A 24,715-nucleotide genomic window follows, 5' to 3' on the forward strand; every position below is an offset into this window, starting at 1 on the left:
GGACCTCCCCATGGAGACCACAGAGAACACAGAGAACACAGAGAACACGTCCCCTGCAGACCGCCCGCTGGGCTACTGGCTGCGGGGCGTCGACCGCCTGATCACCCGCGAGATCAACACCGCCCTGGAGGCGGACGGAATCACCCGCCGGGAATGGATGGTGCTGGGCGCGCTCGCGGGCACCGTCGACCTTCCGCCGCAGGTGCGTGAGCGGATCGCCCGGGGCGGCAAACGCGTACGCGTGCTGGCCGACCTCGGCTGGGTCGCCGAAGCCGAGGGCGAATGGTCGCTCACCGATGAGGGCCGCGAGGCGGCCGCGCGGATCGAGCAGAAAGTCCAAGCCGTGCGCGCCCGCGTGGCCGGCGCCGTCACCCCAGAGCAGTACGCCGTCACGATGGACGCGCTCGAGGCGATCGCCCGCGAGTTCGGCGGCATCGAGAGCCTTCCAGCGCCCGGTCGCTTCGGCCGGGGACGGCGCGGCCGCGGGTTCGGATTCGGTCCCGGATTCGGTCGCGGCTTCGGATTCGGCCCCGGATTCGGCCCCCGTTTCGGCGGCGAGGACGAGCACGGCGACCACCACCACGGCTTCGGCAGCGCCCATGGTCACGGACACGGACACGGGCACGGGCACGGGCAGCATGCCGGCGAGCACACGCACCGGCACGAATACGGTCACGACGGCCCCCACGGCCACGGCCACGGGCCTTGCGGCCACGGGCCTTGCGGCCACGGCGACCTCTCCCCCGCGGAGCGCGGCTACGAGCGGGGCTTCGAGGCCGGGTTCGCCGCCGCCCAGCGCGGCAGCGCGCCCGAGGCATCCGACGCCGCCTGAACCGACCACCCACCCGCTCGCGTGGTTTGGGCGCGACCGCGGGCGCCGCCCTGAGTCAGGCGCCGCGGGAGCCCAGGTCGGTCGTGCCGACGTCGGTGCGGTGGAAGTTCTGGGCCGAGCGTGATGCCGTCGGTCCGCGCTGGCCCTGGTACCGGTTGCCGTACGGGCCGGAGCCATAGGGACTCTCCGCCGGCGACGACAGCCGGAAGAAGCAGAGCTGTCCGATCTTCATGCCCGGCCACAGCTTGATCGGCAGCGTCGCGACGTTGGACAGCTCCAGGGTGACGTGCCCGGTGAAGCCGGGGTCGATGAACCCGGCCGTCGAGTGCGTGAGCAGGCCAAGGCGTCCGAGCGACGACTTGCCCTCCAGGCGAGCGGCGACGTCGTCGGGCAGGCTCACCTGCTCGAAGGTCGCACCGAGCGCGAACTCGCCGGGGTGCAGGATGAACGGCTCGGCGGCATCGACCTCGATCAGGCGCGTGAGGTCGGGCTGATCCTCGGCCGGGTCGATGAACGGATACTTGTGGTTGTCGAACAGCCGGAAGTAGCGATCCAGCCGCACGTCGACGCTCGATGGTTGCACCATCTCGGGCTGCCACGGGTCGAGGCCGATGCGGCCTCCGTCGATCTCGAGTCGGATGTCGCGGTCGCTGAGCAGCACGCGCCCAGCCTAGCGGCGCGGCCACCCGGATCGCTTTGCTAAGCTGGGGCCCGCGTCGCCTCGGTGACGCATGGGGCTGTAGTTCAATGGCAGAACTTCTGCTTCCCAAGCAGATAGCGCGGGTTCGATTCCCGTCAGCCCCTCCACAGCCCTCACGTGCGACCAAAGGTCGTGCGGGAGGGCTTTCGTGCGGGTGCCGTAGAAAGCGGCACGCCCCCGGAGGTCCCGCTGCGCTGGAAGCGCCGCACCACCATCTCGGAGTACTGCAGTTCTTCGGAGCGAAACCGCCCGTAGCATCCGAAGTTGCGTAGATCTCCGAAGAACCGGCGCCGGAGGCAGCCCGGTGCCGTCGGGGTTCGGGATCGCGGCAAGAAGATCGCGGGTGTACGGATGCAGCGGGTTCGCCCGCACCAGCTGTCAAACCGGCCGGGCGGATGCCGCGCCGTCGCGGGCCATCAGGCAAGCACGGTGAGACCGCGCGGACGGCGGTTGAGCGCGTCGGCCCCGTCGCCGGTCACCACGACGATGTCCTCGATGCGCGCACCCCACCGGCCGGGGAAGTACACCCCCGGTTCGATGCTGAACGCCATGCCGGGGGCGAGCGGGGTGTCGTTCCCGGCGACGATGTACGGCTCCTCGTGCACCGACAGCCCGATGCCGTGGCCGGTGCGGTGCACGAACGCCTCGCCGAGTCCCGCGGCGACGAGCACCTCGCGCGCGGCGGCGTCGACGGCGGCGGCGGTGACACCGGGGCGCACCGCGTCGCGCGCGGCCCGCTGGGCGCGCTCGAGCACAGCAATCGTGTCGGCGATGTCGGGGGCGGGCTGGCCCATCGCGTAGGTCCGCGTGGAGTCGGAGTAGTAGCCGGGAGTCACCGCGCCGCCGATGTCGATCACCACGATGTCTCCCGCAACGACGACCCTGTCGGACACCTCATGGTGGGGGTCGGCGCCGTTCGGCCCGGAGCCGACGATGACGAAGTCGGCCGCCTCGTGACCCTCCGCGACGATGGCCGCAGCAATGAGGTCGGCGATCTCCCGCTCCGTGCGGCCGACCTGCAGGAACTCCGCCATGCGTGCATGCACCCGGTCGATGGCGTCCCCCGCCCGGCGCAGTGCCTCGATCTCGGCGGGGTCCTTGAGCATGCGGAGCTCCCGCAGCACGGCGGTGGCGAGGATCGGCATCCGCCCGAGGGTGTCGGCGAGCGGGAGCACGTGCAGCGCGGGCATGGCGTCGGCCACGGCGATGCTGCCGGAGCCGCCCCCGACCGCCGCGACGAGGCGATACGGGTCGTCGCCATCGGTCCAGTCGCGCACGGGCAGCCCCAGCTCGGCGACCGCGGACGGGCCGAGGGAGGCGAGCTCGAGCCGTGGCACCACGACGACCGGGCCGGTGCCGTCGGCGGGCACCACGAGCGCGGTCAGCCGCTCGTGCGACGAGGCCGTCGCCCCCACGAGGTACTGCAGATCGGCGCCCGGAGTGATCACGAGGGCGTCCAGTCCGGCGGCCCGGGCGGCGCAGGCGGCGCGCCCGAGGCGGTCGGCGTAGACGTCGGAGGAGAACCGCGAGGGCGTCGTGGTGGTCACGACGACACCCTACGACCGTGGCGCGCCGGGCGGCACGCTCTGCGGCACCGCTACCGTGGGGAGCATCATGCCGAGCTCCCCCACTGTCCTCGTCCTCAGCGGCTCCGGCCGCTACGCCGACCCATGGCATCCGTTCCCCCGAACGACCCCGCTGCTGGCGGCGGCGCTGGCGGATGCCGGGTTCGACACTGTGATCAACGACGATGTCGACGGCGGGATGGCGCGACTCGATGGCGTCGATCTGCTCGTCGTCAACGCCGGCGACCCCTGGAGCGACGACGAGCGCACCACGACGGCACCGGAGGCATCCGTCCTGGGGCTCAGCCGCGCCCTCGACCGGGGCATGGGTGTACTCGCGATGCACTGCGCCGTGGCATCGCTACGGGATTACCCGGCGTGGGCGCCCGCGATCGGCGGAATGTGGGTGCCGAACGCATCGTGGCATCCGGAGATCGGCGACATCGACATCGCGGCCGGCGAGCTGCCCGACGGCACGGCTCTCACCGACTTCACCGTGTTCGACGAGCGGTACTGCCGGCTGCAGCAGTTCGGCGACCGCACGGTCGTGGCGACGCACGAGACGGACGGCGAGCGGATGCCGGCAGCGTGGGTGCGGACCTACGGCCCTGCCCGCGTGGCCGTGGACACGCTCGGGCACGACGAGCGGTCCTACGACTCGGCGGGCCACCGGCGGCTCATCGGGATGCTCGCCCGATGGGCCGCCGGCACCGCCTGACTGTTACAGGTGCTTGCCGCCGGTGACCGGCAGCACAGCGCCCGACGTGTACGACCCGGCCTCGGAGGCGAGGTACACGTACGCACCGGCGAGCTCGGCCGGCTGGCCGGGACGTCCGAGTGGGACATCCTGACCGAACTCCGCGGTCTTCTCCGGGTCCCAGCCGGTCGCCGGGATGAGGGGCGTCCAGATCGGGCCGGGGGCGACGGCGTTGACGCGTATGCCACGGGGGCCGAGGTCCTCGGCGAGCGCCTCCACGAACGCCACCTGCGCGGCCTTGGTCATCGCGTAGTCGATGAGTCCGGGCGACGGGTTGAACGCCTGCACCGAAGCCGTGACGATGATCGACGCGCCGGGCTCCAGGTGCGGCACGGCGGTGCGAGCGGTCCAGATCATCGAATACAGGTTCGTGCGGAAGACGCGGTCGAACTCTTCGGTGGCCAGGTTGTCGACGCCGCTGCGATCCTTCTGGTAGGCGGCGTTGAGCACGAGGATGTCGAGGCCACCCAGCTGCGAGATGGTGTCGTCGACGATGCTCGTCGCAAAGGCCTCGTCGCGGAGGTCTCCGGGGAGAGCGACGGCGCGGCGTCCGGCTTCCTCGATGAGCGCGACGGTGGCATCGGCGTCTTCCTGCTCTTCGGGCAGGTACACGATGGCGACGTCGGCACCCTCACGCGCGTAGGCGATTGCGACGGCGCGGCCGATGCCGGAGTCGCCGCCGGTGATGAGCGCACGGCGGCCTTCGAGCCGACCGCTGCCGCGGTAGGTCTTCTCGCCGTGATCGGGCTGAGAGAGCGTCTCGCTGGTCAGACCGGGCTGCGTCTCCTGCACCTGCTCCGGGAGCTTCTCGTCCCGGTGCTTGTCGCGGGGATCCTGCATGGTCATGGGTCTCCTTTCGTGGCGTCCTTCGAGCCTGCGACAGGACACGGATACCAAAAAGGGTCTTGACATCCCGCCCCCTACGCCCGACAGCGCCGCCGAGTGAGTATTCGTGCTGGCGAGTGAGTATTGGTGGCGTCGAGTGAGTATTCGTGCTGGCGAGTGAGTATTCGTTGCGTACCGCGCCGTGGCATCCGTCGATTCAGTCGTCGCGATCGACTGCATTCGGACGATCCCGGGGCCGTCTGCGACGACCGAGCGCCGCGCGGTACGTTGGCCGGCGCGACGAGTACTCACTCACCGCGACGAATACTCACTAGGCGACGCGAATACTCACTCGGCGACGCGAATACTCACTCGGCGACGCGAATACTCACTCGGCAGGCGCGCAGACGGCGGCGGCGGCGATGGTCTCCGCGTACTGCTCGGCCGTCCACGGCAGGCCCGCGGGCGGCGCGGTCTGTCCCGACGCGGCGGGCGCCTTCGAGGCGATCGCGGCGAGCTCCCACGCCAGGTAGGCGCCGATGTTCGCGTTCGCGGTGGAGTTGTTGAGCACCACGGCAACCGTCATCCCGGTGTCCGCATCGGCGAATCCGCCGGTGATGTAACCGGGCACTGCTCCGAACTGGCCGACGAGCGACCCTGCCTGGTAGGCGCCGCCGTCGGCGGTGAACCAGGCGGGGGCATCCGCGGCGGCGGGCAACGGCGCCGCGAAGCGATCCTCAGCGCCCGGCAGCGCGCCGGTCGCGAGGGCCTGCAGGTACACACCCAGGTCGTCGATGTCGGAGATGACACCGGATGCCGTGTACCCGGCGCTCGAGGACAGTGAGGTGTAATCCGCAGGTTCGGCGCAGTTGACAGCGCCTTCAGGGGTGTTGTGCGAGAACAGGCCGTGCAGCATCGGCGTCTTCGCCTCGGCGAGGTCGGACGTCCCGGCGGGAAGCACGGTGTCTTCCAGTCCGAGCGGGTCGGTGACGTACTTCTCGTACATCTCCGCCGCGCTCATGCTCGTCGCCCGCTCCAGAGCGAGACCCAGCAGCACGTAGCCGGTGTCGGAGTCGGCGAAGGCCGCCCCCGGCGCTCCGGTGCGGGCGGCGCCCATGCCGTACGAGGCGAGTTCCTTCGGGCTCCACGTGCGCTCCGGCGTGGCCATCAGCCGCGGAGTGATGGTGCCAGTGAACGGCGCCACCCCGCTCGTGGAGTCGCACAGCTGCTCGAGGGTGACGTCCTCGTAGCCGGTCATGCCGGTGATCCACTCGGTCACCGAGTCATCGCGCGAGACGGTGCCGGCCGCCGCGACGGCATCGAGCACATCGCACGTCATCGCACGCGTCACATTGCCCACCCGGAAGCGCATGTCGGTGGTGACTTCCTCGCCGCCGGGGGTACTGGAACCCAGCCCCGCCACCCAGCTGCCGCTCCACGGCGCCCAGACACCGACGATGGCACCAGTCGACCCTGTCGCGACCATGGCCTGCTCGACGGCACCCTGCAGCTGCTGCTGGGTCTCGGCGGGCAGCACCGCATCCACCTGCTCGGGAACCTCGGGCACGACTGAGGCGCCGTCGCCGGAACAGGCGACGAGCACGAGCGCGACCGCGACCGCACCGGCGATCGCGGTCGCAGCGCGTCGTGCGCGGCTGTTGTGCGGCATCTCCACCCCCGAAAACATCCTCTTTGAATTCAAACACACGGCGAGGGGCCGTCCCGCACGCCTCACCTAACCTGGGTGGATGCCGCACACCTTCGACGACGCCGCTCTCGCCGGCGTGCTGGGTCACATGAACGACGACCACGCCGCCGACAACGTGCTGATCGCGCGCGCTTTCGGCCCGGCCGACACGACGGATGCCACGATGACCGGGTTCGACGGCGACGGCGGTGACTGGATCGCGGTGCGCGCAGACGGATCGAGCGCGCCGGTGCGGGTCGGCTGGCCCGGTGGCCCGATCACCGAACGACGCGACGTGCGCCGGGAGATCGTGGCCCTGTACGACGCTGCGTGCGCGGAGCTGGGGATCGAGCCGCGCCCTCACGACTGAGGTGCGGCCGCCGGCATCCGGCCATTGAAAAGCTTCAGGTAAGCTGAGCCTCATTGCGCTAGCATGACGCCATGGCCGAGCCGATCCAGTTCTCCACCGCGCTGCGCGAGCGTTCCACGGGCGCCCACTCCGGCAGCGAGAGCGCCGGCTTCATGGCCGACCTCATCAAAGGCGACGGCACCCGCGATGACTACATCGCCCTCGTGGTGCAGCACTGGTTCATCTACGAGGCGCTGGAGCGGGCCGCCGACCGCATGAAGGCCGACCCGGTGGCATCGGTGTTCATCACCGACCGACTCACCCGCCTGCCCGCGCTCGAGGCCGACCTGGAGTTCCTCATCGGCCCCCACTGGCGCGAGACGGTCACGCCGCTTCCCACGACGCGGCGCTACGTCGACCGCATCAACGCCGTCGGTGCGACGTGGGCCGGCGGGTTCGTCGCCCACCACTACACGCGGTACCTCGGCGATCTGTCGGGCGGGCTGTTCATCGGCAGGCTGATGGCCCGCCGCTTCGGGTTCGACACGAACGGCATCGGGTTCTACCTGTTCGGCGACATCGCCGACCCGAAGGGGTTCAAAGACGTCTACCGCGCGCAGCTGGACGACGCGCCGTGGGATGACGCCGAGAAGGAACGGGTCATCGACGAGGTGCTGCTGGCGTACCGGTTCAACACCGAACTGTTCGAGGACCTGGGCCGCGCCAAGTCCGGCATCCTCGTCGCCTGATCCGCCCGCCCCCTCGCTGAAACGACAGCTGGTCGCCGAGACAGTGGGAAACGACCACCGTCTCGTCCACCAGTAGTGGTTTCACGGTCTGGGGTGGGGCTCAGGCCCCGGGGCGCATGAACCGGCGCACGTCGGGGTCGACCCGGATGTCGCTGGGACGCAGCGGCCGCGTCAGGTACAGCCCCTCCAGGCTCGTCAGCCGTGAGAGCGCGACGTAGGTCTGCCCCGGCGCGAACGCGCCCGACCCGAGGTCGACGATCGCCCGCTCGTAGGTCTTGCCCTGCGACTTGTGGATCGTCACGGCCCACGCCAGCCGCAGCGGGAACTGCGTGAACTCCGCGACGATGTCGCGGGAGAGGGACTTGGATGCCGAGTCGTAGGCATACCGGAACCTCTCCCACACGGTGGGTTCGACGTCGTGCTCCTCACCGTCGACCTCGACGCGCACGGTCGCCCCGGCGATGCGTGTGACGGTGCCGATCGTGCCGTTGACCCAGCGGGGCGGCTCGCCGAACCCGCCGACGTCGTTGCGCAGGAACATCACCTGCGCGCCGACCTTGAGCTGCAGTTCCATCTCGGCCGGGTACGCCGCGTCGCCGCGGCCGAAGTCGCCGCTCACGTCGGCGCGGGCGGTCTGCACAGTGCCGGGGAGCGCATCGAGGTGGCGCTGGTTGATGCGGTTGACGATGTCGTTGCGGGTCGCCAGCGTGATGATCGGCGGCTCATCCGGTCCCGGCTGCGGCGGCCGCCGCGCTCCCGCGGTGTTGAGGACCTCTGCCATGTCGGCGGTGACCACGCCGTGGCGCACCGCGTTGAGCAGGATCTTGAACGTCGGGTCGGACTGCCGGTGGATGTCGCGCAGCTCGCGGATGTTGAGCTTCGCGCCGTGGCGCCCCAGGTCGATCAGACCGCTGTCGGCATCCGATTCCCCTGCCCACACGTGTGCGTCGAAGAACCAGAACGACCGGTAATGGTCGCGGACGTAGCGCATCTCGTCGCCGCGGGGCGGCACCGGCGCCAGCTGGTACGGGTCGCCGAACATGACCACCTGCGCGCCGCCGAAGGGTTCGCTGCGCCGGCCGCGCGCCTGACGCAGCGACCGGTCGATGGCATCCATCAGGTCGGCGTTGACCATCGACACCTCGTCGATGACGAGCGTGTCGAGGGCGTTGAGGATGCGCCGCGTCTGGTCGGGCTGGTCGAGGTCGCCGCCGGCGATCAGGCCGATGGGGAGGCGGAACAGCGAGTGGATCGTCTGACCCTCGACGTTGAGCGCGGCGACGCCGGTGGGGGCGCACACGGCGATCTGCTTGTCGGTGTGCCAGGCCAGGTGACGCAGCAGGGTGGACTTGCCGGTTCCGGCCCGCCCGGTGACGAACACGTGCTCGCTCGTGTCCTCGATCAGCCGGAACACCGCTTCCTGTTCGTCGGAAAGGGGCGGCGTACTCACCGATTCATGCTCGCACACCCCCGGGGCCTTCAGATCCGCTGTCAGCGATGTGCCGCGCCACCTGGGAAGATGCCCACACCGAATCGTGGGGGAGTTCCTAGACTGAAGGCATGGATCAGGGGGTGGCCGTACCGGCCCGCGCACGCGCGCGCGACACCGCGCCCCCTTCCCCCGACACGGACGCCGCGACCGGATCGGCCCGCTCGCGCCGCAGTCGCTCCCGCTTGGCGCTGGACCTCGCGCTCCTCGCCGTCGTCGGCCTGCTGCTGCTGGGCGCGATCGGCGCGACCGCAGGCGCCCTGTACACGCAGTTCTACAGTCCGACGGCGTTCGTCAGCCGTTACCTCTCGATGCTCAGCGAGGGTCGTGCCGCCGACGCGCTCGAGGTGCCGGGTGTGGGGGTGGATGCCGCCGAGCTCGAAGCGGCGGGCCTGCCGCCGACGGCATCCGATGCGCTGCTGCGCCAGTCGGCCCTGGCCGAACTGAGCGATATCCGCGTCGTCTCCGAGGAGACCGACGATGGCGTGGCCAAGGTCACCGTCGCGTACGACGCCGGCCCCTATCCCGGCACGACGACCTTCCGGGTGGAGCGCGACGGCTGGATCGGCGTCGCGCCGGCCTGGCGGTTCGCGCAGTCCCCGCTCGCAGTGATCGACGTCACCGTCCACGGGGCCATGCAGTTCACCGTCAACGGGTTCGAGCTGGACAAGCGGCAGGTCTCCCCCGACGGCGCCGAGGCCGACCCGGCCGCTGCGGTGCCGCTGCTGGTGTTCTCGCCCGGCGTCTACTCGGTGTCCGTCGACACCGCCATGGCGACCACCCCGGGTGTCGCGGTGCTGTCGGACACGCCCGAAGCCGGCATCCCGATCCAGCTGCAGGCGCAGCCCACCGAAGAGTTCATCCGGGTCGTGCAGGAGAGCGTCGACGAGTTCCTCGCTGACTGCGCGACGCAGCAGGTGCTGCAGCCGGCCGGCTGCCCGTTCGGGTTCACGGTGCGCAACCGCATCGACGAACTGCCGCAGTGGTCGATCCCGCATACCCCCGTCGTCGCGATCGAGCCCGACGGCGCCGGGTGGAAGATCCCGGTGACCGATGCCGTCGCCCACATCGAGGTCGACATCCGGTCGCTGTTCGACGGCAGCGTGCGCACCGTCAGCGAGGACGTGCCGTTCCAGCTGACCGGCACGATCACGGTGCTGCCCGACGGCACCGCATCGATCGCCGTCTCCGCCGTCGAGTGAGTATTCACGCTCCCGAGTGAGTATTCACGCTCCCGAGTGAGTATTCGCTCCGTCGAGTGAGTATTCGTCGCGCCGACACCGCCAGCGGATGCCGCTGTGTCAGCGCCCTGCCCGCTCGCGGCGCGCGTCGCGCTCGGCCAACTGCGCGAGCCGCTCGTTGTACTCGTTCAACTCGGCCTCGCCGGTGCGGTCGGCCTGGCGGTCGCGGCGCTTCTGCATCCGCTCGTCGCTGCGGCTCCACTGGATCGCCACGACCAGCGCGAGGATGAGGGTCGGGATCTCCCCCACCGACCACGCGACGCCGCCGCCGGCATACTGATCCTCCAGCGGCGTCTGACCCCAGGTGCGACCCATCGCTCCGAACCACTCGGCCACCATGAGCCCGGATTGCATCATGATCGCGATGCCGAAGAACGCGTGCATCGCCATGACCGCGATCAGGGTGACCAGGCGGAACGGATACGGGTAGCGGTAGGGCACCGGGTCGGCGCCGACGAGCGACAGCGTGAACAGGTACCCGGCGATGAGGAAGTGCGCCACCATCCACTCGTGGCCGATGTGGTCGTACAGAGACCACCGGAACAGGTCGGTGTAATAGAACACCCACAGCGACCCGATGAACATGGCCGCGGCGAACAGCGGATGGGTCACCACGCGCGAGAACGGGCTGTGCACGGCCCACAGGATCCACTCCCGTCCGCCCCGCGTGCCGTCGTCGCGCTTGCGGATCGCGCGCGCGGCGAGCGTCACCGGAGCCCCCGACACCAGACACAGCGGGATGGCCATCGACAGCAGCATGTGCCCGACCATGTGCACGCTGAACAGGTAGTCCTGGTAGACGTTGATCGGCCCGCCGGTGACCCACAGCAGCAGCGCGAGCCCGGTCAGCCACAGCACGGTGCGGTAGATGGGCCACGTGTCGCCGCGCCGGTGCAGGCGGATGACGCCGGCGACGTAGAAGAACGCCCCGAACGCCACGGCGAACGCCCACAGCAGGTCGATGTCCCACGCGGTGAACCACCGCTCGATGGTGAACTCCGGCGGCAGCGGCGCCCCGGTGAGGATCTGCGCCGGGGTCAACGCCGACGGCAGCGATGTGTCCACCGGCGGGGGCGTGCGAGCGAGCGCCGCGGCTGCGCCGCTGGCGATCCCCATGAAGGCGAGCTCCAGACCGATGAGGCTCCAGAAGCGGCGCGACGCGGCATCCTCGCCGCTGCCGCCCATACGGCCGATGAGCCGGGTGCGGTACCAGGCGCCGAGCACGCCGAGTGCCACGAGTGCCACGATCTTCACCACCAGCACGATGCCGTACGGCGAGGTGAGCAGCTCGAGCGTGATGCCGCCGGCCACCGCCCGCGCCGTGCCGGAGACGGCCACCACCACGAACGCCACGAGCGCGAGCGATGAGTACCGGCGCAGCACGTCGGTCATCTCGCCGCGGGTGAGCACGGGCCGCACGATCACCATCAGCACGAGCCCGCCCAGCCACACCGCGGCAGCGATGATGTGCAACGCCAGGGCCATGACGGCGGCGCTGTGGTTGGCGTCGTCGCCGGAGTGGCCCTGCGTGGCCATCGGCACGAGCGAGGCGATCGCGAGGATCGCCACCAGCAGCGTCGGCGTCCAGGTGCGCACCGCGAAGGTCAGCACGGTCAGCACGGCGCCGGCGACGGTGGTCAGCAGCCAGGCGCGGCCGAGGTCCTGCTCGATCAGGAAGCGGCCCAGCTGCTGACCGAACTGCGCATCGGCGCTGGGGGTGGATCCGAGGGCGTTGAGCACGGTGAAGAAGCCCGTGACGCCCGCCGAGACGGTGAAGACGGCTGCGCCGATGGATGCCGCATCCAGCGCGGCGTCGAACGCGCGGGTGCCCGCCCGCAGGGCGTAGAGGGCCACGACGAGCGAGCCGACCATGATCGCGGCGGACAGGTTCACGGTGAGCTTGGCCACCGGCAGCCCCCACCGCACCACCGGGCCGGGATCCCCAAGTCGCAGCGGCTCCGCGCCGCCCGCGAACGCCAGGCCCCACAACAGCACCGCGACGGCCGCGACCACGAGGATCGCCGGACCGGCGAAACGCAGGGCTCGGGAGTTCACCATCCAAGCCTACGGCGGCATACCGAAGGGGGATGCCGCGCGCCAGGCATGCAGAAGGGGGATGCCAACAGCGGCATCCCCCTTCGTAGCGCTGTCGTTACTTGACGGCTGCCTTCAGCTTGGAACCAGCGGTCACCTTGACGCGCTTGCCGGCGGCGATCTTGATCTCTTCACCGGTCTGGGGGTTGCGGCCCGTGCGAGCCGACGTGGCGACCTGCTCGAAAGCGATCCAGCCGGGGATCGAGACCTTGCTGCCCTTGGCCACGGCCTCGGCGACGGTCGAGAAGAGCGCGTCGAGCACGCCGGAGACGGCGGCCTGGCTCTGACCGGTGGCGCTGGCGATGCTCGCGACGAGCTCGGTCTTGGTGATGGACTTGTCAGCCATTGGGGTGTCCTCCAAGGCGGCGACAGCCGCCTTCTTGTCCTTCGGACCGGAGGCATCTGCCCCCGGGCTGGTCAGTTCGACCGAGCCCGAATATACCTACGATCCGCGGAATTACGCGGATTTACGGCCATCCGCGGTCACATTCACCGGCGTGTCGCAGGGGAATGGTGACGGATGTGGCTGTTGTGGCCCCTGCCGACACCGAAAACGGGCGCATTCCGGTGCCCATCGGGCATGCGAACGGCCCGGAACTCCGAGGAGCTCCGGGCCTTCGATGCAGTCAGCGACCGAGTGTCACCAGGACGACTTGGTCACACCGGGCAGCTCGCCACGGTGAGCCATGTCGCGGAAGCGCACACGGGAGATGCCGAACTTTGTGAGGTTTCCGCGGGGGCGACCGTCGATGACGTCGCGGCTGCGCACGCGCACCGGCGACGCGTTGCGCGGCAGCTTCTGCAGGCCGACGCGAGCGGCTTCGCGCTGCTCGTCGGTGGACTCCGGCGACACGAGCGCCTTCTTCAGCTCGGCGCGCTTGGCCGCGTAGCGGTTCACGACCACCTTGCGCTGCTCGTTGCGCGCGATCTTGCTCTTCTTAGCCATGGATCAACGCTCCTCTCGGAATTCGACGTGCTTGCGGATCACCGGGTCGTACTTCTTCAGCACGATGCGGTCGGGGTTGTTGCGGCGGTTCTTGCGCGTGACGTAGGTGTAACCCGTGCCAGCAGTCGAACGCAGCTTGATGATCGGACGGACGTCCTGAGCCTTCTTGGCCATCAGAGCTTCACACCCTTCGCGATCATGTCTTTCACTACCGACTCGATACCCCGGACATCAATCACCTTCATGCCCTTGGCGGACACGTTGATGGTGATCTTGCGGCCGAGCGAGGGCACGAAGTAGGTCTTCTTCTGCACGTTCGGGTCGAAGCGGCGCTTCGTCCGGCGGTGCGAGTGCGAGATGTTGTGACCGAAGCCGGGAACAGCTCCAGTCACCTGGCACACTGCTGCCATGTGATTTCTCCTTATACCGTGGCACCGGACGGTGCCACCCAAGATCCCTTGTCTGCACCCCGCGCTCGACCCGGCCGATGAAGGCCGGCGATCGAAAGTGGGGCGCGAACTGCGTGCTGGAGTGCGCGCAGACGAAGAGTCAGTCTAGCACGGGCGGGCGTGTCGCCTTGACTTGCGGCATCCACCGGCAGTCACCGTCGCGAGCGTAGGAGATGGGGCGAGCGTAGGACGGATGCCGCGGCAGATCTCCTCCCTCCGCCACATCTCCTACGCTCAGCGCGCGGGTCCCGCGCCCCGGCCCCACCGGAACGCCGACACCGTCGGGTCGCCGGCGATCCAGAACCGCCACGGGTACGCCGCGGTCCCCGCATCCCCGGCCACCCCCACGCGGGGCCCGGTCGCCGCATCTGCCAGCGGCTCGACGGGAAGCAGCAGCCGCGCGACCGCGCCGTGATGCGGGGCACCGGTGACCGCGTCGATCCCGTCGTGCAGCGGGTGGCGCAGCCCCACGGCGTCGCCGAGGCGCCCGGGCCCTCGTGCGAGGTCGCGGTCCACGCGTGCGGCGGGACGGCGGCGCCTCGCGGCATCCACCCCCTCCACCACCTCGCCGCCGCGCAGCAGCACACCGCCGGCCACCCCGTCGGGAGCGCAGACGACGTTGACACACGAGTGGATGCCGTGACTCAAGTACACGTACAGGTGCCCAGGCGCCCCCCACATCGTCGCGTTGCGGGGCGTCGGCCCCATGCGCGCGTGTGATCCGGGGTCGGGCACCTCACCGGTGCCGCGGCCGTGGTACGCCTCGACCTCGGTCAGCCGCACCGCGACCGTCTCGCCCGCCGCCGTCACCTGCAGCACCCCGCCCAGCAGCCGCGGCGCCACCTCGAGCGGCAGGCCGGCGAAGTCCTCGCGGGTGGCGGGGCGCAGGCGCGTCATTGCGGCGGCACCTGGCACCACGACACGTCGAAGCCGGTGAGGGCGACCACCGGCTCGCCGTCGTCGAGGCTGACGATGTGGGTCTCGAGGGCCTCCGGCAGCGGCACGTCGTACATGTCGTACGGATTGGACACGACATCAGGCGCCACGAGCACGGCCGCGTAGCGGCCGCTGGGCGACACACAGGTCTGCAGCACCGCATCGTCCCCATCGACGTCGAACACCGGCCGCGCCGCCCCGACGGTGTCGACGACCTCGACGCTGCTGGCGACGGGGGTGAGCCCGTCGAAATGGGTGACCGTCTGCAGCGTGCCGACACCGCCGGGAAGCGGCAGCACCAGGCTCGGGCGGGTGTCGGATGCCGCCAGCGGCAGCGGCGCCTCGACACCGTCGGCGAGATTGAGCAGCACCATGCCGTCGGGGCGCTCGATCGCCGCCAGCGGCGTCCCCCGCGCGATGCCGTCGATCGCCAGCGCGGAACCCAGTTCGACAGCGTCGGCGCCGGAGGAGGCCGACAGCAGCAGCCGGCTGTCGAAGGTCAGCACGAGCAGCGCGTCGGTGTCGGGCACGAAACGCCAGTCGGCGACCCGCTGCTCGTCGCCGGCGATCGTGACCGCGACCGGATCGGCATCCGGATCCTGCAGCGACGCGGTGTACAGCACGCTTTCGGCACCCCCGCCGGCGCCGACATCGGCGGCGGTGTAGAGGTAGCCGACGAGCTCGCCCCGATCGGCGCTCTGCAGGTTCGTCACCCGGCCGTCGCCGGGGAGCGTGAGCTCGGCGGCGTTGCCGCCGTCGAGGTCGGTCACGATGAGGGCGGTCTCGTCGTCCTCGAGCACCGACACGACGAGGTGGCTCGCGGTGGCGCGGAAGTCCTCGATGTGCGGGTGCTCGAACACCGGCACCGCCTGCTCGCCGGTGAGGTCGGTGCGAAAGACGGTGTCGCCGTCGTCGGAGCGGCGCAGCAGGAACAGCTCCAGCGGCGGGGTGCGGATCGTCTCGACGACGTCGGAGCTGGGTCCCCCGCCGACCGACTGCAACCCGTCGATGCGCACGGTGTACTCGGTGTCGTCGTGCAGCGGCAGACTGAACCGCACCCCGACGCTGCGTCCCGAGGTGTCGACGGTGAAGGGCGTGGCAGGAGTGACGGTGACCTGGTCGGGGTCGACCTCCTCCAGGGACCGGGTCGTGGTGATGATCACCCGCGATCCGGATGCCGCGACCGCAGCTTCGGGGTCGGACTGCACGTCGGTGACCCGCGGCCCCTGCAGACCCGCGATCGCGGCGCCGCCGAGTCCGGCGACCAGCAGGATGCCGGCGACGATCGCGAACGCCGTTGTGAAGGCACGCCGGCGCCGGGCGCTGCTGCGCGCGTCGCGGCCGCCCCTGCGCCTCGCGGCGTCAGTACTCATAGGGGTCCGCCGGCTCGTCGATGGGGGTCACCTCGGATGCCGCGATCGCCAGCGTGCCGTCGTCGGCGGCGCTGACCGTGCCGCTGACGGTGACCCACTGGCCGGTCTGCGGAGCATCGCCCACGCGCACCGGCACGCTCGCCGATTGCGCGTCGATGACGCAGTGCGTGATGACGAGCCGGGTGAGGCTGAATCCGCCGTCGCCGCCGGGGGTGACGAAGCCGGTGAGGGTGACCGCGTCGCCCTCGAACGCGTCGGGGTTGGTGGCCGAGGCGAACACCGCCGCCCACTCCCCCACCCCGAACGTGCCGGTGTCCCCGGTGGTGGCAAGGGCGAGGGCGTCGGCGCCCTGGAACAGCGGAGCCGTGCCACTGTCCCGCGACATGGCCAGTTCCGCCGACAGCGACGCGGGGGGCAGCACCAGCATCGCGCCGACGACGCCGGTGGCCAGCACGCCGCCCACGATCGTCGCGGCCGTCGCCGCCGACCGGCCGAACCCGGCCGCCACGACCGCGTCGTGATCGACGGTGGCGTCGTGGTCGGGGTCTGCGCGGCCGTGATCATCGGCATCCACTGCGTCAGGACGCCGCACTGCGTGACCGTGCCCGTGATCGTGCCCGTGATCGGCTTCGGCGCCGAGCGGCAGCGCGCAGCTCGCGATCGCGCCGACGAGCGCGAGCACGGCGAAGGAGACGGCGAACCAGGCGGTGTCGGGGTTGATGTACAGCCCGATGCGTCCGGTGACCGCCAGCACCACGGTCACCGCCGCCACCCCGGCGGCCAGCCCCACGCCGAGCCAGCGCGTGGCGAGGGCCTGTCCGCGGGTCAGGTGGTCGGGGTGCAGGTCGCGCCGCAAAGAGCGGTCGCGGGTGAGCGTGGCGCTAGACAAAGAGGTTCACCGCCGTTCCGAGGGCGAAGGCGAACAGCACCACCACGACCGTCATCCCCACGAGCACCGGGGTGCGGAAGGTGGTGCGCAGCAGCGCGAGCATCTTCACGTCGACGATGGGGCCGACGATGAGGAATGCCACGATCGCGCCGGGGGTGAACGTCGACGCGAACGACAGCGCGAAGAACGCGTCGACGTTGGAGCAGATCGACACGATCATCGCCAGCGCAATCATCGCGGCGATCGACAGCGCCGGGTTCGAGCCGATCGCCACCAGTGCCTCGCGCGGGACGAGCACGTGCACCGCGCCGGCCAGCGCCGACCCGAGCACGAGAGCGGGCATGACCGCGCGCAGCTCGACGACGAACTGCGCGAGGCTCCGCCGGCCGCGGCCGCTGTGGTCGAGCGTGACGAGTTCGCAGGTGTCGCGGAAGCGCGCGGTGACCAGGCCGTCCGGGTCGGGGTGCAGGCTGTACAGCCAGCCGATCAGGTTGGCCACGAGGTACCCGCCGACGAGGCGGGCGATCAGGATGCCGTCGTCGAAACCGAACGCCTGGTGGGTCGTGATGATCACGATCGGGTTCACGATGGGAGCCGCGATCAGGAACGTCAGGGTCTCCGGCACGCTGAACCCGCGCATCATCAACCCGCGCGCGAAGGGCACATTCCCGCATTCGCATACGGGGACGAGCATGCCGAGCAGGGACAGTACGGCCCGTCGCGCCCACGCGCGTCGCGGCATCCATCTCTCGATCAGACCGGGCGGCAGCCACACCTGAATCACGATGGACAGCACCACACCCAGCACGACGAACGGCAGCGACTCGATCAGCACGCTGATCGCGAGCGTCAGGCCGTCCTGCGCGCGGGTGGGAAGCGGGGTGGCGGCCGGGGCGAGCGCGGCGATCGCGAGCAGCACCGCGATGGCGGCGGTGCCCAGCCCCAGCGACACGAGCAATCGTGTGCTGCGGGCCGGCTCCGGGCGAGCGGTGCGGGCGGTGCGCGGCTGGCGCGTGCGGGCGGTGCGCGGCTGGCGCATGCGGGGGCTCGTCACGCGAGCGGTTCCTTCGCGACGGCATCCGTCGTCTCGGCCTGCGCGGCGGTGCACTGCGCGCACACACCGAAGATGTCCACGATGTGCTCGGCCTGCGTGAAGCCGTGCTGCGCCGCCGTACGGCGCGCCCACTGCTCGACGTCGGTCGCGGCGATCTCCACCGTGCGGCCGCAGCGACGGCAGATGAGGTGATGGTGGTGCCCGCTGGAGGTGCAGGCGCGGTACAGCGCCTCCCCCTCGGGGCTCTGCAGCTGGTCGGCGTCGCCGGTGGCGGCGAGCCCGGCCAAGGCCCGGTAGACCGTCGCCAGTCCGATGCCGGTGTTCTCGTCCCGCAGCGTCGCGTGCAGGGTCTGCGCGCTCACGAAGCCGAGAGCGTCGGTGAGCGCTTCGCGCACCCGCTCCCGTTGCCACGTATTGCGCTGAGCCATGCGTCCGATTCTAGGTGGGCTGTGCGCAGAGGCGCCTGAGAGTGCGGATTGCGCCTCTCACCGGGCCGTCGCCGCGCGCACGACGCGACCGCGGCGGCTGCCGACGATGCGGCAGCCGATATAGATGAGGAACGAGATCGTGGTGATGTAGGGGCTCACCGGGAGGGTCCCCATGACGGCGAGCAGGATGCCGCCGACGGCGGAGGTCACCCCGAACACCGCCGCCAGCAGCGGCACCGACACCGGTCCGGCGGCCACCCGCATCGCGGCGGCAGCGGGAGTTACCAGCAGCGCCATCACCAGCAGCGCGCCGATGATGTGCACGGCGACGGCGACGACCAAGCCCAGCAGCAGCATGAAGACGAGGGAGACGGCCGTGGTCGGCACCCCGCGCGCCGCGGCTGACTGCGGGTCGAGCGAGTCGAAGCGCAGCGGCCGCCAGATCACCAGCAGGCCGATCAGCACGAGCGCGCCGATGCCGATCAGCCAGCCCAGCTGCGCCGATTGCACCGAGACGATCTGCCCCGTGAGCAGGCTGAACCGGTTGGCGCTGCGGCCGTCGTACAGCGACAGGAACAGGATGCCGAGCCCGAGCCCGAACGGCATGAGCACGCCGATGATCGAGTTGCGGTCCCGTGCCCGGGCGCCGAGCCCGCCGATGATCGCGGCGGCAGCCAGCGACCCGACGATCGACCCGGTGACGACGTCGACGCCGATGAGCAGGGCCGCCGCGGCGCCGGCGAAAGACAGCTCGCTGATGCCGTGCACGGCGAAGGCCATGTCGCGCTGCATCACGAAAACGCCGATGAGCCCGCCGACGAGGCCGAGCACGGCACCGGCCCACACCGAGTTCTGCACGAGGGCGAGGATCGCCGCATAGTCGGCGACGCCGCCGAAGAGGGCATCCCCGATGTCGGACCAGTTCATGCGGATGCCTCGTCGTGGTGGTGATGGTGGGAGACGTCGGCGTCGGGGGCGCCGACGACGACCAGCCGGCCACCTGCCCGCAGCACCGAGATGGGAGCGCCGTACAGGTTGCTGAGCACCTCCGAGGTGAGCACCTCGTCAGGGGTGCCGAGCGTGAAGCGGCCGCCGGCGATGTAGAGGATGCGGTCGACCGAGCCCAGCACCGGGTTGATGTCGTGGGTCACCAGCAGCACCGCGGCATCCGTCCGTCGCCGGTACCCGTCGATGAGGCCGACCACGCCCTGCTGGTTGGCAAGGTCCAGGCTCGTCAGCGGTTCGTCGCACAGCAGCAGGAGCGGTTCGTCGGCGAGGGCCTGCCCGATGCGCAGGCGCTGCTGCTCGCCGCCGGAGAGCAACCCCACCGGGCGGTCGGCGAAGTCGCGTGCGTCGACCGCGTCGACGAGCGCCTCGACGCGCGCGCGGTCGCCGCGGCGGGGAAAGGGGAACCCGAAGCGGTGGCCGTCGATGCCGAGAGCGACCAGGTCCCGACCGCGCAGCGCGGTCTCCGGTGGCAGCGGCCGCTGCTGCGGGATGTAGCCGATGGCGCGGTTGCCGCGGCCGCGCACCGGACGCCCGAGCGCTTCGATGCTGCCCGCGCTGAGCGACTCGAGCCCGAGGATCGCCCGCAGGAGCGTGGTCTTGCCGGATCCAGACGGGCCGAGGACGGCCAGCAGTTCGCCCGGCTGCACCTCGAGGTCAAGGCCCGCCCACAGCTCCCGGTCGTCGCGGCGCAGGGCTGCCCCGGTGATGCGCAGCGGCGCGGTGCCGGCGGGCGGGGTGCTCACGAGTCCAGCGCCGTGGCGAGGGCTCGGATGTTGTCCTGCATCCACTCAATGTACGTCGTGCCGTCGGGGAGCGTCTCGGTGAACTCCACCACCTCGATGCCGGCGGTCTCGGCCGCATCGATCGTCTGGGTCGTCTCTGCGCCGCCGGTCTGCGCGTTGGCGATCACCACGCGCGCGTCGCCGGACGCGATGACATCCAGCGCCTGCAGCAGGGTGGCGGGAGGCACGTCCTGGCCCTCTTCGACGGCCTGACTGAACGCGGCGGGGGTCAGGTCGGTCAGTCCCGCGGCAGTGATGAGGGAGACCGGGGCGGGCTCGGTCACGAAGACGCCGTCCCCGCCGTGGGCCGTGGCGACCTCGGCGAGTTCTGCTTCGAGCTGCTCGATCTGCGCGGTGAAGTCCGCCAGGTTCGCCTCGAACACGGCGCCGTCATCGGGGCTGAGTTCGGTCAGCTCGGCCGCGATCGCCTCGGCGACATGGACGACCGTGCGCGGGTCGTACCAGACGTGCTCATTGAAGCCCTCGACATGCTCGTGGTCGTGGTCGTCGTGCTCACCGCTGTCATCGTGGGCGGCGTCGCCGCTCCACTCCTGCGAGAACTCGACGGCGGTGAGCACCGGCGCCTCGGAGCCGGTCGCCTCGATGAGCCCGTCGATGAACGCGTCGTACCCGCCGCCGTTCTCGAGGATGAGGTCCGCACGCTGGATCGTCAGCTGATCGCGGGCGCTGGCCTCATAGGAGTGCGGGTCCTGCGACAGCGACGAGACGATGGAGGTGACTTCCACGGCATCCCCGCCGATCTCCTCCGCGATCTGCCCGTACACGCTCGTCGAGGCGACGACCTGCAGCGTGCCGTCGTCGGTCGCGGTGGCGTCGCCGGCACATCCCGAGAGCGCGAGGACGGATGCCGCGCCGATCGCGACGGCGGTGAGGGTCTTGCGGGCCATGCATCCAGTGTACCCGCTATTGATAATCGTTCTCACGCCGGGCCGGCTCGTGTCATGAGCGTAGGAGATGGGCCGAGCGTAGGACTGATCCCGTGGGAAATCTCCTACCCCGGCCACATCTCCTACCCTCGTGACAGGGCGGGGGCGACGGGCGACGGATGCCGCGGCGGCGGTCAGTCCAGCAGCAGCGCGGGCTCTTCGAGGACGGATGCCACATCGGCGACGAACCGGCTCATGCCGTCGCCGTCGATCACGCGGTGATCGAACGAACCCGACACCGTCGTGACGAAGCGGGGCCGCACCTCGCCGTCGACGACCCACGGCTTCTGGCGGATCGTGCCCATCGCGATGATCCCGGATTCGCCCGGGTTGATGATGGGGGTGCCGGCATCCATCCCGAACACGCCGATGTTGGTGATCGTGATCGTGCCGCCCTGCTGGTCGGCCGGCGACGTCTTGCCCTCGCGGGCGGTGACGGTCAGCCGCTCCAGCGCGCGGGCGAGGTCGCGCATGCTGAGGTCCTGCGCGTCCTTGATGTTCGGCACCAGCAGGCCGCGAGGCGTGGCCGCGGCGATGCCGAGGTTCACGTAGTTGCGCACCCGGATCTCGGCGCCGTTGTCGGTGTCGACCCACGCGGCATTGACCATGGGCGTGCGGCGCACCGCCCAGATGACGGCGCGGGCGACGATCAGCAGCGGGGACACCTTGATGTCGGCGAAGTCCGGCGAGGCCTTCAGGCGCTTGACCAGCTCCATCGTGCGGGTCGCGTCTACGTCGGTCCACACCGACACGTGCGGCGCGGTGTACGCCGAGCGCACCATGCCGCTCGCGGTGGCCTTGCGCACGCCCTTGACCGGGATGGTCTCCTCGCGGTCACCGGCAGGAGGCACCGCCACCGGGATGGTCTGCTCGCGCACCTCGGGCAGCTCCGGCGTCTGCAGGTTGCGGAACACGCTCGCCTGCGACGCCTGGGCGAGCACGTCGTCACGGGTGACCTCGCCTGAGGGACCGGTGGGGGTGACGGCGGACAGATCCACGCCGAGGTCCCGGGCGAGCTTGCGGATCGGGGGCTTGGCGACGACGCCGACCGAGGCGCGCACCTGCTGCTGCGAGGCCTCCGGCGTCCGCGGACGCCGGCGCGACGCGACCGCGCCGCCCGTGCCGTAGCCGACCAGCACCGCGCCGCCGCCTTCATCGGATGCCGCCGGCTCGCCGTGCTCGGAGTGTCCGACGACGGCGGGGGGCGCGTCGGCCGCACCGACCGGGTCGATCGTGATGATGGGCGCACCGACGGCGACGGTGGTGCCCTCGGGCACCAGCAACTCGCCCACGGTGCCCGCGAACGGGGACGGCAGCTCGACCAGCGACTTGGCGGTCTCGATCTCGACGATCACGTCGTTGACGGCGACGGTCTCCCCCGCCGCGACGCGCCACTGCACGATCTCGGCCTCGGTGAGTCCTTCACCGACGTCGGGGAGGACGAAGGTCTGCGTGCTCATGCGGTTCCTTTCGCAGCGGCCCGATCGGTCTCAATGAGAGAGAACGCGATCGACGGCCTCGAGGATGCGGTCGGCATCGGGGAGATAGACGCCCTCGAGCTTGGCGGGCGGGAACGGCACATCGAACCCCGATACCCGCAGCACCGGTGCCTCCAGGGCGTAGAACGCCCGCTCCATGACGGTCGCGGCCACTTCCGACCCCACCGAGGTGAAGCCGGGGGCTTCCTGCGCGTAGACCATGCGGCCGGTACGGCGCACCGAGTCGAGGATGGGTCCGTAGTCGATGGGTGACAACGAGCGAAGGTCGATCACTTCGCAGGACGTCCCCTCACCTTCGGCGAGCGCGGCGGCCTGCAGCAGTGTCGTGACCATGGCTCCGTGGCCGACCAGGGTGACGTCGGTGCCACGGCGGACGACCCGTGAGGCGTGCAGCGGCACGGCGCGGGCCGAGGTGTCGACCTCGCCCTTGGCCCAGTACTTGGCCTTCGGCTCCAGGAAGATCACCGGGTCCGGCGAGGCGATGGCATCCTGGATCATCCAGTACGCGTCGTTCGCGGTGGAGGGCGACACGACCCGCAGGCCGGGCGTGTGCGCGAAGTAGGCCTCGGGGCTCTCCTGGTGGTGCTCGACCGCGCCGATGTGCCCGCCGTAGGGGATGCGGATGACGACGGGCATCTGCAGGGCGCCTTCGAACCGGTTGGTGAGCTTGGCCAGCTGCGTGGTGATCTGGTCGAACGCGGGGAAGACGAACCCGTCGAACTGGATCTCGATGACGGGACGGAACCCGGCCATCGCCAGCCCGATCGCGGTGCCGATGATGCCCGACTCCGCCAGCGGGGTGTCGAGCACCCGGCGGTCGCCGAACTCGGCCTGCAGTCCTTCGGTGACGCGGAACACCCCACCCAGGCGCCCGATGTCCTCGCCCATGAGCAGCACGTGGTCGTCGGCGGCGAGCGCGGCGCGCATCCCGGCGTTGAGGGCGCGGCCCAGCGGCATGACGGCGGTGTCGGTCATGACGGGTCCTCCTGGAAGGATGCCTCGTAGTCGGCGAGCCAGCGGCGCTGCTCGTCGACGAGGGGGTGCGGCTCGCTGTAGACGTGCGCGAACATCGATTCCGCCGGGATGGTGCCCAGCGCATTCGTGCGGGTGCGCACGTCGTCGGCCATCGCCTGGGCTTCGGCATCCACGTCGTCGAACAGCGCATCGCCGGCGCCCCGCGCCTGCAGGAACGCCCGCATGCGCACGATCGGGTCGCGCTGGGTCCACGCCGCTTCCTCGTCGGAGGTGCGGTACTTGGTGGGGTCGTCGCTGGTGGTGTGCGCGCCCATGCGGTAGGTCATCGCCTCGATGGCGCGGGGGCCGGCACCGGCACGCGCCTGGTCGAGCGCGAGCTTGGTGACGGCGTAGCTGGCGAGCACATCGTTGCCGTCCACGACGATCGAGGGCATGTAGCCGGCGGCACGCAGGTGCAGCGGCGTGCGGGACTGGGTGGCCACGGGCACCGAAATGGCCCACTGGTTGTTCTGGAGGAAGAACACCTGCGGGCTCTGGTAGCTCGCCGCGAACACCATCGCCTCGTGCACATCGCCCTGGCTGGACGCGCCGTCGCCGTAGTAGACGATGACCGCTTCGTCGCGGTCGGGGTCGCCGGTGGCAGTGCGTCCGTCGAACACGAGACCCATGCCGTAGCCGGTCGCGTGCAGCGTGTGGGCGCCGAGGACGAGCGTGTAGGGCCGGGCGTTGCCGTTCTTCGGGTCGGCCGGATCCCACCCGCCGTGCGTCAACCCGCGCATCATGCGGATGATGTCGACCGGATCCACGCCGCGGATCGTGCACACGACGTGCTCGCGGTACGACGGGAAGATGTGGTCCTGCGCCCGCGCGGCCCGCGCGGAGCCCACCTGGGCCGCTTCCTGCCCGAACGAGGGCGGCCACAGGGCGAGCTGCCCCTGCCGCTGCAGGTTGGTCGCCTGCCGGTCGAACGCCCGGCTGATCGCCATGTCACGATAGAACCGCTCGAGATCGGCATCGTCGAGCGCGTCGACGATCTCGAGGTAGGGCTCCGCGGCCGGTGTCGGCACGAACGACCCGTCGGCCGCAAGGACGCGCACGAGGCCGGGATCGTCGGGCGGGGTCATGCTCCTACGCTAACGTG

General features: G+C 70.6%; 26 protein-coding genes and 1 tRNA gene. 6 read left to right on the forward strand and 21 right to left on the reverse strand.

Going from position 1 to position 24,715, the window contains the following annotated elements:
• Positions 1 to 10 precede the first annotated feature (10 nt).
• Positions 11 to 832, forward strand: a complete 822-nt coding sequence (locus tag QNO11_RS15800) for a MarR family winged helix-turn-helix transcriptional regulator (protein WP_257507314.1) — start codon at positions 11 to 13, stop codon at positions 830 to 832.
• Positions 833 to 887: 55 nt separating this feature from the next.
• Here QNO11_RS15800 and dcd read toward each other — a convergent pair whose 3' ends face one another.
• Positions 888 to 1,493 carry a dCTP deaminase gene (gene dcd / locus QNO11_RS15805; protein ID WP_257507313.1) on the reverse strand — a complete coding sequence of 202 codons (606 nt, stop codon included), beginning with the start codon at positions 1,491 to 1,493 and terminating at the stop codon, positions 888 to 890.
• Between the two features lie 72 nt (positions 1,494 to 1,565).
• Between dcd and QNO11_RS15810 the strand changes: the two genes are divergently transcribed.
• A tRNA-Gly gene (locus tag QNO11_RS15810) sits at positions 1,566 to 1,639 on the forward strand.
• A 309-nt stretch (positions 1,640 to 1,948) separates the two neighbouring features.
• Here QNO11_RS15810 and QNO11_RS15815 read toward each other — a convergent pair.
• Positions 1,949 to 3,079 (reverse strand): M24 family metallopeptidase, encoded by a 1,131-nt coding sequence (locus QNO11_RS15815; RefSeq protein WP_257507312.1) that lies wholly within the window; start codon positions 3,077 to 3,079, stop codon positions 1,949 to 1,951.
• Between QNO11_RS15815 and QNO11_RS15820 the strand changes: the two genes are divergently transcribed.
• Complete coding sequence (locus QNO11_RS15820) at positions 3,072 to 3,815, forward strand: ThuA domain-containing protein (RefSeq protein ID WP_257507311.1); 744 nt, start codon at positions 3,072 to 3,074, stop codon at positions 3,813 to 3,815. The two genes, QNO11_RS15815 and QNO11_RS15820, sit on opposite strands and share 8 nt — an antisense overlap.
• A 3-nt stretch (positions 3,816 to 3,818) precedes the next feature.
• On the opposite strand, the gene QNO11_RS15825 is transcribed toward QNO11_RS15820, so the two are convergent.
• Both QNO11_RS15825 and QNO11_RS15830 read right to left on the reverse strand, forming a co-directional pair.
• Positions 3,819 to 4,700 (reverse strand): SDR family oxidoreductase, encoded by an 882-nt coding sequence (locus tag QNO11_RS15825; protein WP_257507310.1) that lies wholly within the window; start codon positions 4,698 to 4,700, stop codon positions 3,819 to 3,821.
• A 367-nt stretch (positions 4,701 to 5,067) separates the two neighbouring features.
• Positions 5,068 to 6,348 (reverse strand): serine hydrolase domain-containing protein, encoded by a 1,281-nt coding sequence (locus QNO11_RS15830; RefSeq protein ID WP_257507720.1) that lies wholly within the window; start codon positions 6,346 to 6,348, stop codon positions 5,068 to 5,070.
• Between the two features lie 79 nt (positions 6,349 to 6,427).
• Between QNO11_RS15830 and QNO11_RS15835 the strand changes: the two genes are divergently transcribed.
• Both QNO11_RS15835 and QNO11_RS15840 read left to right on the forward strand, forming a co-directional pair.
• Positions 6,428 to 6,736 (forward strand): DUF2470 domain-containing protein, encoded by a 309-nt coding sequence (locus QNO11_RS15835; RefSeq protein ID WP_257507309.1) that lies wholly within the window; start codon positions 6,428 to 6,430, stop codon positions 6,734 to 6,736.
• Between the two features lie 71 nt (positions 6,737 to 6,807).
• On the forward strand, positions 6,808 to 7,464 hold the full coding sequence (locus QNO11_RS15840) for a biliverdin-producing heme oxygenase (RefSeq protein WP_257507308.1): 657 nt from the start codon (positions 6,808 to 6,810) through the stop codon (positions 7,462 to 7,464).
• 100 nt (positions 7,465 to 7,564) lie between these two features.
• Here the strand turns inward: QNO11_RS15840 and QNO11_RS15845 are convergent, their stop codons facing one another.
• Entirely contained in the window at positions 7,565 to 8,914 is a 1,350-nt protein-coding gene (locus tag QNO11_RS15845) for an ATP-dependent DNA helicase (protein ID WP_257507307.1), read from the reverse strand.
• A gap of 110 nt (positions 8,915 to 9,024) precedes the next feature.
• Between QNO11_RS15845 and QNO11_RS15850 the strand changes: the two genes are divergently transcribed.
• Positions 9,025 to 10,155, forward strand: a complete 1,131-nt coding sequence (locus QNO11_RS15850) for a hypothetical protein (protein WP_257507306.1) — start codon at positions 9,025 to 9,027, stop codon at positions 10,153 to 10,155.
• A gap of 99 nt (positions 10,156 to 10,254) precedes the next feature.
• Here QNO11_RS15850 and QNO11_RS15855 read toward each other — a convergent pair whose 3' ends face one another.
• The 16 genes from QNO11_RS15855 to QNO11_RS15930 form a co-directional block, all read right to left on the reverse strand.
• Positions 10,255 to 12,249 (reverse strand): bifunctional copper resistance protein CopD/cytochrome c oxidase assembly protein, encoded by a 1,995-nt coding sequence (locus QNO11_RS15855; RefSeq protein ID WP_374113772.1) that lies wholly within the window; start codon positions 12,247 to 12,249, stop codon positions 10,255 to 10,257.
• A gap of 97 nt (positions 12,250 to 12,346) precedes the next feature.
• On the reverse strand, positions 12,347 to 12,634 hold the full coding sequence (locus QNO11_RS15860; protein WP_257507304.1) for an HU family DNA-binding protein: 288 nt from the start codon (positions 12,632 to 12,634) through the stop codon (positions 12,347 to 12,349).
• A 294-nt stretch (positions 12,635 to 12,928) separates the two neighbouring features.
• On the reverse strand, positions 12,929 to 13,234 hold the full coding sequence (gene rpsN, locus QNO11_RS15865; protein ID WP_257507303.1) for a 30S ribosomal protein S14: 306 nt from the start codon (positions 13,232 to 13,234) through the stop codon (positions 12,929 to 12,931).
• 3 nt (positions 13,235 to 13,237) lie between these two features.
• Positions 13,238 to 13,408, reverse strand: a complete 171-nt coding sequence (gene rpmG, locus QNO11_RS15870) for a 50S ribosomal protein L33 (RefSeq protein ID WP_005051772.1) — start codon at positions 13,406 to 13,408, stop codon at positions 13,238 to 13,240.
• Positions 13,408 to 13,644 carry a 50S ribosomal protein L28 gene (gene rpmB, locus QNO11_RS15875; RefSeq protein ID WP_257494552.1) on the reverse strand — a complete coding sequence of 79 codons (237 nt, stop codon included), beginning with the start codon at positions 13,642 to 13,644 and terminating at the stop codon, positions 13,408 to 13,410. The genes rpmG and rpmB overlap by 1 nt, the downstream gene beginning before the upstream one ends.
• Positions 13,645 to 13,917: 273 nt before the next feature.
• Entirely contained in the window at positions 13,918 to 14,580 is a 663-nt protein-coding gene (locus tag QNO11_RS15880; protein ID WP_257507302.1) for a DNA-3-methyladenine glycosylase, read from the reverse strand.
• Positions 14,577 to 15,992 carry a hypothetical protein gene (locus tag QNO11_RS15885; RefSeq protein WP_257507301.1) on the reverse strand — a complete coding sequence of 472 codons (1,416 nt, stop codon included), beginning with the start codon at positions 15,990 to 15,992 and terminating at the stop codon, positions 14,577 to 14,579. The genes QNO11_RS15880 and QNO11_RS15885 overlap by 4 nt, the downstream gene beginning before the upstream one ends.
• Complete coding sequence (locus QNO11_RS15890) at positions 15,982 to 16,821, reverse strand: TIGR03943 family putative permease subunit (protein WP_257507719.1); 840 nt, start codon at positions 16,819 to 16,821, stop codon at positions 15,982 to 15,984. The genes QNO11_RS15885 and QNO11_RS15890 overlap by 11 nt, the downstream gene beginning before the upstream one ends.
• Before the next feature lie 52 nt (positions 16,822 to 16,873).
• On the reverse strand, positions 16,874 to 17,920 hold the full coding sequence (locus QNO11_RS15895; RefSeq protein ID WP_257507718.1) for a permease: 1,047 nt from the start codon (positions 17,918 to 17,920) through the stop codon (positions 16,874 to 16,876).
• 11 nt (positions 17,921 to 17,931) lie between these two features.
• The gene (locus QNO11_RS15900) at positions 17,932 to 18,363 is read right to left on the reverse strand and encodes a Fur family transcriptional regulator (protein ID WP_257507300.1); all 432 of its coding nucleotides are present in this window, start codon (positions 18,361 to 18,363) and stop codon (positions 17,932 to 17,934) included.
• Positions 18,364 to 18,420: 57 nt separating this feature from the next.
• Complete coding sequence (locus tag QNO11_RS15905; RefSeq protein ID WP_257507299.1) at positions 18,421 to 19,290, reverse strand: metal ABC transporter permease; 870 nt, start codon at positions 19,288 to 19,290, stop codon at positions 18,421 to 18,423.
• Positions 19,287 to 20,114: a metal ABC transporter ATP-binding protein gene (locus QNO11_RS15910; RefSeq protein ID WP_257507298.1), complete on the reverse strand. Its 828-nt coding sequence runs from the start codon at positions 20,112 to 20,114 to the stop codon at positions 19,287 to 19,289. Before QNO11_RS15910 ends, QNO11_RS15905 begins: the two co-directional genes overlap by 4 nt.
• On the reverse strand, positions 20,111 to 21,061 hold the full coding sequence (locus QNO11_RS15915) for a metal ABC transporter solute-binding protein, Zn/Mn family (protein ID WP_257507297.1): 951 nt from the start codon (positions 21,059 to 21,061) through the stop codon (positions 20,111 to 20,113). The genes QNO11_RS15910 and QNO11_RS15915 overlap by 4 nt, the downstream gene beginning before the upstream one ends.
• Positions 21,062 to 21,234: 173 nt before the next feature.
• Positions 21,235 to 22,560, reverse strand: coding sequence for a dihydrolipoamide acetyltransferase family protein (locus QNO11_RS15920; protein WP_257507296.1), 1,326 nt, complete (start codon positions 22,558 to 22,560; stop codon positions 21,235 to 21,237).
• Between the two features lie 30 nt (positions 22,561 to 22,590).
• Positions 22,591 to 23,574: an alpha-ketoacid dehydrogenase subunit beta gene (locus tag QNO11_RS15925; protein WP_257507295.1), complete on the reverse strand. Its 984-nt coding sequence runs from the start codon at positions 23,572 to 23,574 to the stop codon at positions 22,591 to 22,593.
• Positions 23,571 to 24,698: a thiamine pyrophosphate-dependent dehydrogenase E1 component subunit alpha gene (locus QNO11_RS15930; RefSeq protein WP_257507294.1), complete on the reverse strand. Its 1,128-nt coding sequence runs from the start codon at positions 24,696 to 24,698 to the stop codon at positions 23,571 to 23,573. Before QNO11_RS15930 ends, QNO11_RS15925 begins: the two co-directional genes overlap by 4 nt.
• Between the last annotated feature and the right edge of the window lie 17 nt (positions 24,699 to 24,715).

Origin of the sequence: Microbacterium sp. zg-B96 (assembly GCF_030246865.1) — a bacterium.
Classification (GTDB): Bacteria; Actinomycetota; Actinomycetes; order Actinomycetales; family Microbacteriaceae; genus Microbacterium.